The organism is Corynebacterium pseudodiphtheriticum, from assembly GCF_023509295.1.
Taxonomy (GTDB): domain Bacteria; phylum Actinomycetota; class Actinomycetes; order Mycobacteriales; family Mycobacteriaceae; genus Corynebacterium; species Corynebacterium pseudodiphtheriticum.
Genome location: NZ_CP091864.1, coordinates 1,626,139 through 1,638,881, shown reverse-complemented (window position 1 = coordinate 1,638,881; position 12,743 = coordinate 1,626,139). Strand labels below are relative to the sequence as shown.

General features: G+C 55.9%; 11 protein-coding genes. 4 read left to right on the top strand and 7 right to left on the bottom strand.

Annotated elements, in window-relative coordinates:
- Positions 1-25 precede the first annotated feature (25 nt).
- Positions 26-964: a S1 family peptidase gene (locus tag L9H78_RS07350; RefSeq protein WP_249619690.1), complete on the bottom strand. Its 939-nt coding sequence runs from the start codon at positions 962-964 to the stop codon at positions 26-28.
- 119 nt (positions 965-1,083) lie between these two features.
- Here L9H78_RS07350 and L9H78_RS07345 point away from each other — a divergent pair, with 119 nt between their 5' ends.
- The 3 genes from L9H78_RS07345 (at position 1,084) to L9H78_RS07335 (ending at position 3,559) form a co-directional block, all read left to right on the top strand.
- Positions 1,084-1,896: a GTP pyrophosphokinase gene (locus L9H78_RS07345; protein WP_249619689.1), complete on the top strand. Its 813-nt coding sequence runs from the start codon at positions 1,084-1,086 to the stop codon at positions 1,894-1,896.
- 18 nt (positions 1,897-1,914) lie between these two features.
- The gene (locus L9H78_RS07340) at positions 1,915-2,115 is read left to right on the top strand and encodes a hypothetical protein (RefSeq protein ID WP_018120433.1); all 201 of its coding nucleotides are present in this window, start codon (positions 1,915-1,917) and stop codon (positions 2,113-2,115) included.
- A gap of 127 nt (positions 2,116-2,242) precedes the next feature.
- The gene (locus L9H78_RS07335; RefSeq protein ID WP_249619688.1) at positions 2,243-3,559 is read left to right on the top strand and encodes an acid phosphatase; all 1,317 of its coding nucleotides are present in this window, start codon (positions 2,243-2,245) and stop codon (positions 3,557-3,559) included.
- A 236-nt stretch (positions 3,560-3,795) separates the two neighbouring features.
- On the opposite strand, the gene L9H78_RS07330 is transcribed toward L9H78_RS07335, so the two are convergent.
- A complete protein-coding gene (locus L9H78_RS07330) occupies positions 3,796-4,113 on the bottom strand; it encodes a hypothetical protein (RefSeq protein ID WP_249619687.1) in 318 nt (105 codons plus the stop codon).
- A 91-nt stretch (positions 4,114-4,204) separates the two neighbouring features.
- Positions 4,205-5,296, bottom strand: coding sequence for a 2,3-butanediol dehydrogenase (locus L9H78_RS07325; protein ID WP_249619686.1), 1,092 nt, complete (start codon positions 5,294-5,296; stop codon positions 4,205-4,207).
- A 238-nt stretch (positions 5,297-5,534) separates the two neighbouring features.
- On the opposite strand from L9H78_RS07325, the gene L9H78_RS07320 reads away from it, so the two are divergent.
- Complete coding sequence (locus tag L9H78_RS07320; protein WP_249617476.1) at positions 5,535-5,978, top strand: hypothetical protein; 444 nt, start codon at positions 5,535-5,537, stop codon at positions 5,976-5,978.
- Between the two features lie 109 nt (positions 5,979-6,087).
- On the opposite strand, the gene L9H78_RS07315 is transcribed toward L9H78_RS07320, so the two are convergent.
- The 4 genes from L9H78_RS07315 to L9H78_RS07300 all read right to left on the bottom strand — a co-directional run bounded on the left by L9H78_RS07315 (position 6,088) and on the right by L9H78_RS07300 (position 12,723).
- Positions 6,088-6,597 (bottom strand): 2'-5' RNA ligase family protein, encoded by a 510-nt coding sequence (locus tag L9H78_RS07315; RefSeq protein ID WP_249617475.1) that lies wholly within the window; start codon positions 6,595-6,597, stop codon positions 6,088-6,090.
- An 85-nt stretch (positions 6,598-6,682) separates the two neighbouring features.
- Positions 6,683-8,905 (bottom strand): YhgE/Pip domain-containing protein, encoded by a 2,223-nt coding sequence (locus L9H78_RS07310; RefSeq protein ID WP_249619685.1) that lies wholly within the window; start codon positions 8,903-8,905, stop codon positions 6,683-6,685.
- On the bottom strand, positions 8,902-11,445 hold the full coding sequence (locus L9H78_RS07305; protein ID WP_249619684.1) for a YhgE/Pip domain-containing protein: 2,544 nt from the start codon (positions 11,443-11,445) through the stop codon (positions 8,902-8,904). Before L9H78_RS07305 ends, L9H78_RS07310 begins: the two co-directional genes overlap by 4 nt.
- 171 nt (positions 11,446-11,616) lie before the next feature.
- Positions 11,617-12,723: an SURF1 family cytochrome oxidase biogenesis protein gene (locus L9H78_RS07300; protein ID WP_249619683.1), complete on the bottom strand. Its 1,107-nt coding sequence runs from the start codon at positions 12,721-12,723 to the stop codon at positions 11,617-11,619.
- Positions 12,724-12,743: the final 20 nt, after the last annotated feature.

Genomic DNA, 12,743 nt, shown 5'->3' with positions numbered 1-12,743 from the left:
GCTGTGGCCGGAATGTGCCGGGGCGCTAAAAAGACGACAGTCCCAGGCTGGAGCCGCCTGCGCCACCAGTACCGCCGCGGCCTGGTGTGGCTTGCGGCCCACGTGGTGGCTCGGTCTGCGGATTCTGGGGTAGTAGATTTTTGGAATTCGGGTTCTCGGGCTTGGCGACGGGAGGTACGGACCCGGTGCTTGGTTGCTCGGGCTTGACGACAGGGCCATTCTGGTGCGGGGCAGTCTCAGCTGGAGCGTCGCCAGTGCTCGGCTGCGTTGGGGTAGCGGTGGTCTGCGCAATCCAATCGCCTAGCCCATGCAGCGAAGCAAACAACGAGTAGCGCCCACCACCTTGAGGAGCTTTAAACGAGGTCACCCCGGCAACCTCATCGTCGATAAAAAGCGGCCCACCAGAATCGCCACGCCCGGCCCTGGCCTCGTCCAAATACTGCACGACGAATGCATCATGCTCGTTGCCTTGTGGCCGAACGCCAGAAGTGGTTTTGCCAACTGCAGCGCGGGAATACTGCAGTGTCTCGCCGGTGCCAGCACCCCAGCCGTACACGCGTCCTTGTTCGCCAAAGCTCACAGGTGTGCGGCGAACCTCGCGGACCAGACGCTGCGGCAGCACATCGGTGACATGCACCAACGCCACATCGCCGTGCGGTGCCCACACTGCGTAATCCGAGGTGAATTTATTTTCTTCCCGATGCTGCTGCTCGCGGGTGGTGCCGGTGTAGACTGTGCGCTGCAAATTGGGCACCTCGACGCAATGCTGGGCGGTCAGCACCCACTGAGGAGCAACCACGGTGCCAGTACAACTAGCTACCTGCACTACCCCGGCAGCGGTATCGTCCTCAGGGGAGACGGGCATGCCATTCGTCAACGCGGCGGCTGTTCCCGCACCAAGAACACCGCTGGTACCTGCAATGCCCAGCAAGCTTGCTGCAGCAAGGGTGGCTATTTTCCGCATACCGTTATCTTAGTACTAGCAATCGATATGTTTTGTAAGTGAATAATATTCACAGTTGTTAGAATTCAGCTATCGCAAGATGCTCAATATTTTGACTAATTACGTCTCTGTGGGGTGGGATGAATTCAAGCCGAAAAAGCGCGAGTTTTCTGGGCGAAAATCCGCCGTTTTCTAAAAGCCGAGTAAATAAACATGGAAGTCTTTGGCGAGATGGTCAAGACTTTGAAGTCAAAGTGATTAATGAATACATCGCGTTTAATGCAGTGTATGTCGAAGAATTACTCTCGATTACAGAGCAAATTACGTCTGGATTCATGATGAACATCAGTCCTGCAGGTGATGCCGTGACCCCAGATTCGGGTTCGTACTTATTATCCGCACGAGTAAAGACTAAAGACACCTTGCTTGAAAAACTGCAGAGGTTGCAGACCACGCCGTTAATGAACATTCAAGATGTAGCTGGCATTAGGTTTGATTGCGATCTGTCGCTGACTGAGCAAACAGAGGTTGCAGAAGTTTTTAAGCGCGGATTCGAAAATAGTGGTGCGAAGCGTGTAGATATCAGGGACTGTCGGGACGAACCCCACTCGGGATATCGCGCCATTCACCTCTATATCCGAGGTAATGCTGGTAGAAGCGAGATGCAAATCCGGACGGCTTGGCAATCTAAGTGGGCAAACTATTACGAAGAAGCTGCTGATATTTTTGGTAGAGAAATTCGCTATCTCCATGAAGGGGCAAGTTTGCCTCTGGATGCGAAGGATATTGTGGGGCAGCTTTTTGAAGCGTCACAGGTTATAGCTGAGTATGAACTCCTTACAGACAAGGAGTTGTCTAAGCGTTATGATGTGGCCCGAAAGCTTCGGGATCAGATCGATGATAAGCTTTCCTGTATCCGGGCCGAGCTTCGGCAACAGCGACATCGAGACTGATACGGAAGGGCAATCGTTATGGCATCATATCTTATTCAGTATCATCGGCGTTCCGGGAAGCTAGATATCCTCGAATATGATTCGCTGTCAGAAGCAACAATGAAGCGCCTTGAATTGGACGCCGTGAATGATGACCCTGATCTCGAGGTTGTCGCAGTTGCTTGTGAGAGCGAAGATCACTTGCGGTTATCCCACTCACGGTATTTTTCTGCAGCTTAAATTCATTTTGGTGAATGATACCTGATCTCCACTTTGAATGATTAGGCAAAGTCTAGTGAAATCGTTTGTTGCGCACAGGGGCCGTGTCCCCGCTCCGCTAGCCGTCGCCATTGTTACAGGAAGCCTCGTGGCAGTTCCTAATTTTGTGGCGTCGGACGCCTCCGGCTCACCGGCCGCGGCAGCAGAAATGAGCCCCCAGGCAAGCGAGACACAAAACACCACGCACCTGGCACTCCCATTTGAGATTCCACAGCTCCAATTGCCCGCCCCGAAACTTTCCAGCGAGCACGGTGCGGGGCCAGAGCACAGCCCGCTGAGCTCGATCGGAGCGAGTCCACAACACCACGCGGGCGCCCCGGTGCCGCGGCCTTTCGATGTCAGCTACCTCACCGGCTACGTCTCCGATGTGTCTTCTTACCAGTACGGTATCTATTACGAGGTGGTGCGTGAGTTCAAAGACCTGCGCAGCAATCACCCGGATGTGATGCGTAAAAACCTCGATATCGTCGCTGACTACAACAACAATGCACAGCCAGAACGCGTCGACAAGGCCATCCGTGATGCGTTGGCCGATAAAGACGGCGTGCTGTTTACCGCAGCTGAGGCGCTTGGCGACGAATTTGGCCAGCACTTCTTGCAAGCTCTGCACGAAAAACGCCTGCCGAAGACCGAATTCCTGCTGGGCAACGGTTATGCCGCCCGCGCCGGTGGCATAGCGAGCTGGGGCCGGGCCGAAAAGCTGCTGTTCAATAACGACCGCCCATTCGTGCAAGCCCCGGAGCGCATTCAGCGCCATGAGTCACCGGAACGTGAGCTGTACGACGGCTCCAGCAAGTCGTTCCCGTCCGGGCACACCAACCAGGCGACGTGGATTACCACTTTGCTGGCAATGATGCTGCCGGAAGTGGGTACGCAATTGCTGGCTCGCGGTTCTGAGGCTGGGGAATCGCGACTGGTGATGGGCGTGCACTTCCCTCTGGATGTCATCGGCGGGCGCATGACCGGGCAGGCGGCTGCGGCGGATCGTTGGAATGATCCGAAAATGCGCGATGCGCTGCTGCAGGCGCGTGCAGAGATCGTCGCAGAGATGGAATGGCGCGCGGGCAAGCCTTTTGTCGAGATGATTGCCGAAGACTCGCATGCGCTCAGCGACCAGCAAGCAGAAGCCGATTACACACGACGCATGACCTACGGCTTCACACCAATTTTCGCGACCGATGAACCGGTGAACGTCCCCACAGCGGCACCAGCGTTACTGGAAACCCGCTTCCCAGAACTCAGCTACGAACAGCGCGCGGAAGTCCTGCGCCAGACCGCGTTGCCGTCGGGCTATCCATTAGATGATCGCGACCCGGCCAAGGGCGATTGGCAGCGAATTAATCTAGCCCGCGCCTGGAATGCACAGGTAAGCATCGGCGCGGGCGGGGAAGTAGTGGTGAAATAAGTTAGTCGTCGAAGATGACTTCTGAGCTCCAATTTCTCCGCCACCACCGTTTGAGTCGACCGCGTAAGCTTTTATCCTCAGGCGGCGGCGTACCCTTTTGAAGCTTATCTGTGGCGCCTGGAGGGACAGGTTCTTCGGCTAACTCGTAGACATAGCGGGGGAGTATGTCCCCTGTAATTTTGCTGCCGGAGACCGCCGCTTGAGCTTTTGCTCGAAGTACTCGTGGTTCGGTTTCTCTAAACATCTTCGTCTCCTCCAGAGCGCTGCTCTTCATTATCGTCGTCGATGAATTCATAAGCAATGCCAGCAATAAGAGATTTTTCAGTCTTTGTAATTAATGCGCTTTTATTCAGTACGTTGATGTTGCGCCACGCAGATTCACGCACGTACAGGTTGTCGCTGGTTATGTTTTCCAGTGACCAGGTATATCGTTTCCACCATTCAGACCGGTTATCGCTATGGGTCCTCTGTTGGATTGTTGTAACTAGCCCTATTAGGCCTGCTAATGCAACAACTAACTGCGCTACTTGCAGAACTATTTCTGCCGTATCCATAAAAATCCCCCGAATATTCTCACAAGCTGTAGCTCACAATAGAGCATAGCTCAGAGAAGACCGGGGGAGGGAGAGCACCAACCAGGAAGTGCTACTTATCCAAGCCCTTGCCTGATGGCGAAACAAGGATTTTCACGGCAGTTTCGTTGCGGTGGATGAGTGTGTCGAAACCTTCGTCGATCAGCTCGTCCAAACCAATGCGCGCGGTGACAAACGGCGTGAGGTCCACGCGGCCATCTTCGACCAATTTGATGGCAGCCGGGTGGTTGTTGACATAACCAATGGTGCCGCGCACGTCCAGTTCCTTGAGCACGACCTTGTTCAGGTCCACCTCAGCAGGCTTGCCCCAAATTGAGACGATCTGCAAAACCCCGCGTGGGCGCAGCGCATCCATGAGCGTGTCGAAAACCACCGGAACAGAGGTGCATTCAAAAGCCACATCGACGCCCGCGCCGTCGGTAAGCTCCTTGACCTTGGCGACGACGTCGACTTCTTCTGGGTTCAGCGCATGATCAGCAACCCCGGTTTCCAGGGCCTTCTCGCGGCGGGCTTTGGACAATTCGGATACGACGACGGTCACGCCAAAAGCCTTCAGCACAGCCGCGGTGAGCAAACCGATCGGGCCCGCACCACCGATGAGTGCGACCTGGCCCGTGGAATCCTCGCCCACGCCAGCGCGTTCCACGGCGTGATAAGCCACGGTCAGTGGTTCAATGAGCGCGGCGTGATCGAGGGAAACCTTATCGCTGATCTTGTGGATCCACCGACGCTTGACGACGACATTTTCCGCCAGCCCGCCGCCGCGGCCACCCAGCCCGATGAAGTTCATGTTTTCCGACAGGTGGTAGGTCTTGGACTCTGGGCCGGTATTGACGTCTTCACTGATGATGTAGGGCTCGACAACGACGTGATCGCCAACGGCCAGGTCATCGATATCATCGGCTACTTCGGAGATCACGCCACAGAATTCGTGGCCCATCGTCACTGGTGGTTCTTCGCCACTGATGGGGTGTGGGTTGCCGTGTGAAGGGCAGAAGATCGGGCCGTCGAGGTATTCGTGCAGGTCAGTGCCGCAAATACCACACCAGGCAACATCAACGCGGGCGGTACCTGGTTGTAATTCTTGCTGCTCGATGTCTTCGATACGGATGTCATTGCGATCATAAAAACGTGCAGCTTTCATGGTGCCTCCTCAGGTCACGGCGTGTGTATGGACAGCCTGCGGCGGTAGCGTGGACAGGCTGCAAATCGGACGAATGTCGAAGAATGATGTGCTATAAAATTCCGGAATCTTATGGTCCCCATAATATAAGCAGTGGCGTATGACCGGCGTATGTTTTTTATCACGAAGACTGTGCCAACCTTGCGCCACAAAAACAGAGACGTTAAAAACCGGAGACGTTGCTTGCTAGAGTTGCATTATGAGTACCCCCACAGAAATCGTCGCCAGGTTGCGCAGCGAAGTCGAAGATGGCTCGCTGGAATCGTTCTGCTTAGAACTGGGTATTGACTTGCTGGTTTTATTCGGAAGTGCACGTACTGATGCTCACAGTGCGGGGGATGTGGATCTTGCTTATTCAGTTGATTTTTCTCGCCCCAAAGAAGACAGGCCGAATCTTCTCGACGTAGCCACGGCGTTTTATGTCCGATACGGTGTCGATGCTGGGGACACCATGGACTTTATGAATCTGGATTTGGCTGATGTTGTTGCTCGTTATGAAGCCCTGCAGAAATGTGAATTACTGGTGGATCCGTCTAATTCTAAGTACGGCAATCTGCAAATGATGGCAGCTCGGGAATATATCAATACCGCTTATCGGCGTGAATACGCACTGCGGAGCTTAGCCTCACGATCCAGCAAATAATTGACCTTTCTACCGACATTAACCAGCATATTGCTACGACGACTTTGGATATCGTGGATTCAAATAGTCGGCGCGGTTTTGAAACGCTAATCCGCGCTGGAAAATAATGCTAGCCACCCGCGAGCAACCGTTTTTCCTGCGTCCTCGGGCGCCAATATGCGGCTTCTACTGCGGTGAGTTCTTTGAAATGCGACGAGGTCAGCTCTTCCATGGCCTGCAAATAACCGGGAATGTCTTTGCGTGGAAGCCGCAGCCCCATGGTCAGGTGGGGCGTCCACAACGGTCCGTGGCCATCGGGGTTAGCTGCACTGATCTTGCTAGCAGCAATTTCTAATTCCCGGGTGGTCTGCAACAACCACGCCACGGTCTGTTTGCTCTTAGTACCGAAGATGACGTTTCCTACTCGGCGAAACTGCGCTGGGATCACCGCGGGCAATAACTCGGCTGCCAACTCGACGACGCTGGGATCCATCGCCGCGGAAAACGTCACCGTAATATGTGGGCGCTGGTTTTGCACCGGAAAGCCCCGGTCAGCCAAACCAGCGAAAATCTCGCGGATCTGCTGCTCTTGCTTTTCCGGCAAATAGAGCAGGATATTATCGGGGGAATTTTTACTCACGCCAATCACCACTCATAGCACCCAGTAATAGCAGTGTTGGCGAGCAAAGTCAGCCGACCACGGCGTCCTCCTACTAGTATTAGCGCTATTGCATGACTCGGGTTTCCCGGATGCCTTTCTGCAGCCGCTGGTGGTAGCTATCCATCGCGCGACGCAGCCACAATCCCAGCACCAAAGCCGGGATGGCAAATAACAGCAGCATGCCCAGGTCGCGGAAAATATCCCCTTGGTACACACCTGCGATTGCACTGCGGAACGCATCGATGGCATAGGTGGCAGGCAGCCAGGGACTCACAGACTGGAACCAATGCGGCAGCAGTGGGAGCGGATAAGCACCGCCGGAGCCGGAAACCTGCACGATCAATAGCAGCACAGCCAGTGCCTTACCAGCACTATCGAAGGCGATCACCAGCGCATGCACGATCAACATGAATACCGATGAGGCAAGCACAGCACTCAACCAGAGTAAGAGTGGGTGCTCTGGTTGAATCTGCACGAAGAAGATCAAACCGCCCACGGCGAAGGTTGCCTGGGCAATACCGATCGCCAAGAACGTAGCCAACCGGCCCAGATAAATCTGGTTCCGCGTGAACTCGCCGTCGTCGCTGAGGTATTTGTGTTCAGCGTTACTGCGCATCAAAACGCACGTCAACAGCGCACCCACCCACAGTGCGAGTGCCAGGTAGAACGGCGTCATACCTACACCGAACGACGCCACTGCGAACACCGGTTTGCGTTCCACAGCCACTGGCGCGGAGATCCGGGAGGCAAGCAATTCTGGATCCGAGCCGATGATGTCAGCTAATTTGCTCAGGTCGCCACCTTCGCGTACCTCTGCAAATTGATGTTCCAGATCAGTAAAGCGACGTGCTTGCTCATAGAGAGTATCGGCCAAACGGTCGGCGCCATCCCGGGCGCGCAACAAGCTGGATTCCGGACCACCCGAGGTGCTCGATAGCGTAGTGCGCACATCCGCGATTTCCGCGCGCACCGCAGCGATGTCATTAACGACGGTGTTTACGCTCCCGCGCAGCGTATTCAACTGCGGCTGCAAATTCTCGCGGTAGGCGGTGCGTGCATTATCGACAGCCTGGCGGGCTGCTGCGATTGCTTCCTGGGTTTGTTGCCGGGATTGCCGTGCATTACCGGTGCCCGATTCGATGCGATCGGCGGTCGTCGTCAAAGAATCATGTAGGGCATTCGACTGGGCGATCGACGCATCCAGTTGCGCGCGAACTTGCTGGTAGCCTGCAGAAACCGGGCCTGGTAGCGGCAATTTGCCGACTTCCCGTTCGAGTGCATCGCGTACGCCTTGGAACGCTGCCGTTTGCTGCGCTACCCGTTCTGCTGCGGTGCGGTAAGTTTGCGCCGTCTGCGCCGTGGCAGCCTGCGCATTATTCAATAACTCGTCGAATTGATCCGATAATGCTGCATAAGCTTGCGAGGTCGCGCCCAAAGAATTTTCCAGCGCGCCGGTGGAATCATTTAGGGTTGCCGAAAGCGTATCAATGGGGGAGGAGCCATCAGCCCCGGCCCCAGCCCCAGCGCCAGAGCTAGCGCCAGCGCCAGTACCAGAGGCAGTGTTGCTCCCGGCAGCACGCAAAATATTATCGGCGGCCTGCGCCAGCGGAATTGCGGAGTCGACAAGGTTTGCCAAACTACGCACCGTGGCGGCAGAAGAATTCAACCGTGTACCGATGTTTTCAATCCGGTTGGCGACATTATCCAAAGCCGCCTGGGTTTCTTCCTCCTCTAAATAATTATCCAACGATTCGACAACACCCAGCCCAACGGTGGTGACCACGCGGGTGAAAGATTCGTCGATACGCTCAATCACACCACTGGCACTGCGCTCGGTGATGGTCGTTGACAAAGCGTTTTTCTTCTCGTTGGTATACAGATCCAACTTTGCCGGCTCGGTGCCTTCGATATAGAAGGTCAGCAATTCCCGGCTGAAGTTTTCTGGCAACACGATGCCGGCGTAGTATTCGCCGGACTTGGTGCCCTCTAAAGCATCATCGGCGTTGGTCAAAACCCAATCGACCTGCTCATTTCGGGAAAGCTGGGACAGCACTTCGTCGCCAAGATTCAACCGCAACGAAGCCAGATCGGACTCGTGGCCCTCATCCTTGCTGGCCACGGCGATTTTCAAGCGGTCGGTATTGCTGAAGGGATCCCAGCTCGCCAAAATATTGAAGCCAGTAAACAGCAACGGGATGATGACCAGACCGAAGACAATCACACCCGTCATGACATTGCCGCGGATTGCATGCAGATCATTGCGGAAAATACTCAGGATGTTGTTCATGACTTCTCACCTTGCTTGGCCAGTTGTTCTTGCAGCTCGTCATCGCTGAGATCCGCCAAGCTGTTATCGCGTGCGACGGACTGTTTAATGTATTCCAACGCGCAAATAATGACTACCGCGATCATCACCACTAGGCACGCCAAACCGAAAAAGACAGCTTTCTCATCCGGGTTGAAGCGGGAAACGATGCCCAAGATCAGCACGAGCAACGCACCCACACCAATGGTGATCCCCATCCATTGCGAGTAATTGCGACGCGCGGAACGCCACTTGGAATCCAAACTCTCTTGGTAGCCTTCGCGGTCCCGCAAAGCAGCGACGACGTCGGTGAGGCGGTACGGGCTGCCGGTTAAATGCACCTTCTCGTTGATTACCAGGCCGCCTTTTTCCAGCTGATCGTTGACCAAAATATTGACATGCGATAGTCCGCGACGCGCCAACATGCCCACCAGGAAGGCCATCGCTGCCATCGCGATGATTGTGGCCAGGTTGCTCCAGTAGTGGTTGCCATAGAACCCGCCGACGGTTTCTCGCATCGCCCCAATGCCGTAGGTAAACGGCAGGAAAGGGTGTACCGCGCGGAAGAAATCGGGGGTCATCTCAATGGGGTAGAGGCCAGAAGCGCCGGGGATTTGCACGAAGGCGTAGACCACCGCGATGATGCGTCCGATGTGGCCGAAGGCAGAGACCAAACCGTAAATAATCGCTAAGTAACACAGGCTCAAAATGGTGGCGGTGAGGACATAACCGATTGCGGAAACGTGTTCGACGCCAATGACTAGGTTGCCGATGGACACGATCAGTGCTTGCATGATGCCAAATACACCCATGAGCAAGTAGCGCGCCCGGTATGCCCGCTGCACGGTGAGGCCTTCCCGTCCGCGGGAATCGACCTCTGTGCGGAAAATGATCATCAACATGAATGCACCGATCCACAGCGTCAGGTTGATAAACAGTGAGGACATGCCAGAACCATAGTGCGAAACCGGGAAGACCGCGTGCGATTCCATCTCTGCCGGGGAGGCCAAAAATGACGAAATCTCGTCGGCATTCAGTGCATTGACCGAGCGCAAAGCAGGATTATCTTGGGCAAGATTGGCCAGTGCCAGAATGTCCGTGCGCGCAGTGTTGAGCCCATTTTCGATGCCATCGAGATCTGCCCGGAAATTACCGATGACGTCCTTCGCGCGCCCCAGCTGCGTGTCGACGCCGTCGAGCAAACCATCGGTCTCGCCGAGCAAACTCTTCTGTGCACCCAGGGTGGCGGACAGATTCGCGGCGGTAGCAGATACCTGCGAGATGGCCGAATTCAATTGCGGCACGGTGTTGTTGATGGAATCACGCAGCCCCACGGAATCTGCACGCACTGCGTCCGTGGCGCGGTCGAGTGCAGCGGCAGTGTCGTTCAAAGAATGCAGCGTATTTTGTGCGCTATCCTGCAACGCGGAAAGCTCACCGAGCACGGTGCGGTTTTGCGAATTGCGGGCGTGCAGATCATCCACGGTTTGCTGGATCTGTCCGGAAATCTGCGGCGGTAAGGCCGGCAGTCGCGCTAACCCGCCTAAACGGTCGATGGCTTGTTCTGCTTGGTCGACGATGCCGCTGGCACCATCGGTGGCCGCCCCCACGCGGTTGAGTGCGCCGGTCAATTGGCCAGATACGGAGTTCACGCTCGCGTGCGCGGAAGCAGCGCCGTCGGCAAGCGCGGTGGTGCCCTGCACATAAGCAGCGGTCGCTTCATCGGCAAACGTGGTCAGCTGGCGCTGCACCTCATTGGTGATCGACTCCACCTGGCCCAGGGCAATTTGGGCGTCGTCGATGGTGCGCTCTACCGTAACCAGCGCTTCGCGGGCCTCGGCGATGGCTGGGCGGGAATTATCTAGGCTGGATTGCACCGCAGCGAGCCTGTCGCGAGATTGCGCCACCGTCTCCGCAGTGCGGATAAAAGAATCCGAAGCCCGATCGGCAGTATCGCCGATGCGGAAATCCAGGTCGTGGCCCGACTTCCGCAATTCCGTGGCCACCGATTGTGCGACCTGCTCGTTAAACGCAGCGCTGATCGTCGAATCAATGGTGGAAGCGCCCTGATCCGTGATTTTCGGGGCAATCGCGTTGAGCTTCTCGTTCACCGCATATTCTAGCGTCGGCTGGGAATATGTGCCCTGAAACAAGCTGACGAAGTCCTGCGAGAAGGTTTTTGGCACCGTGATAGAAGCAAAAACGTCCCCCGTGTGCACCGCGTGGTTGGCCTCGTCGCGGTTAATAAACTGCCAGCCTAAACGGTCGTTGTCTTTGAGCTGCTTTACTAACTCCGCACCGACGTCAAGATCGCCCGTGAGATCCGAACTAGCGCCCTCATCCTCGTTAACCACAGCAACTTTGATATTGCCGGTGTTTTCATACGGATCCCAAAACGCCGCGATATTAACCCAGGAATATAAAGCTGGGGTGATCATCAATCCGATCAGAATCACCCACACTTTCCGGGTGCGCCACAACCGGGCTAAGTCCTCGCGAAAGACCTTCCAACTAATACTCACCCGTAGAACGCTAGCACCGCTTTTAGGCACTTGCACAGCTCAGAGCCTAATTTTCGGCCTTTTCGGATAAGTGATAGTACTTTGGCGAATCTGTTTTAGAACCGACGGTTTTTCTCGAGATGCTTAACTACGCCGCGCGGCGGATGGATGCTTGACGACGCAAACCGTGGCTTAGCGACGCCGCCTGCCACGGAACTTCGCGAGTTGATTCGCGCTATCCCCGCCGTAGCGATCCTGTAAACCACGCGAACGCGTGGCTGCCACAGGCCGCGCAGAAGCCGCTGGGGCACTGGCGCCTGCCGGGGAATTCGCCTGCGCGGCAGCCTCGTCGGCATCTGTTTGCTCGTTGGCATCTGCTTGTTCGCCGACGTCGACTTGCTCGTTGGTGTCTGCGATCTGAGACTGCCCTTCTGTCGCGTGTTCCGCGCGCTCCCGGCGTCGCTCGCGCAGTTCGGCATACACAAAATATGCCAGGCCAGCAGGGGCCATAATGCCGAAAGCGATCCACTGGAAGCCATACGATAAGTGCGAACCACGATCCAGCTTCGGCACCGGAATTGGTTCCAGTGCTTCTGGTTGCTCAGCCGCGGTCACGTTCACGATGGCGTCGGCAAGCTCCAGGCCGGTCAGCTCTTCGACCTGTTCCGGGCTGACCGAGCGCACCTGCGTATAGCCAGCGTCGTCAATCGGCGGGGCCTCGTGGGGTGCTTCCCCGAAACGCAGCATGGCCTCGGTAGTGATGTGCGTGCCAGAAGGCGGGGTGATTTCCGGAACAGAACCATCACGATTAGCCACCGCAAAACCGCGATTAACCAATACTGTCTGGCCCGAATCCAACTGGAAAGGCACCAAGGATTGAAACACCTGCGAGCCTTCCAATGGGCGCAAGCGCAGCAGCATTTCGTGTTCTGGCAGGTAGTGGCCGCGCAGGGTGACACGGTGCCATTCCTCGTCGATGGTAATTCCGCCGGAGGCGTCGACAAGCTCAGCAAACGGCACCGGATCCTGCTCGTAGGCTTGCTGAATGCGCTCGTTACGGTCGACGATTTCATCATCCTTATTCAGCTGCCAGGGCGCGAGCACCGTGAAAGCCAGAATAGAAAACGCGATGAGCGATAGGGCCAGGATTATCCAGCTGGGCTTGGCAAAGACTTTCCACCAGGAGGTTGGTGCGCCGTTGTTGGCGCTGCGGTTGGTTTGTGGCACGTCGGTATTGCGCGGCTGAATCGGTTGTTCGGACTGTTCAGACTGTTCAGGCTGCTGGGGTCGGGCACTCACACCGACCATGATAGACCTGC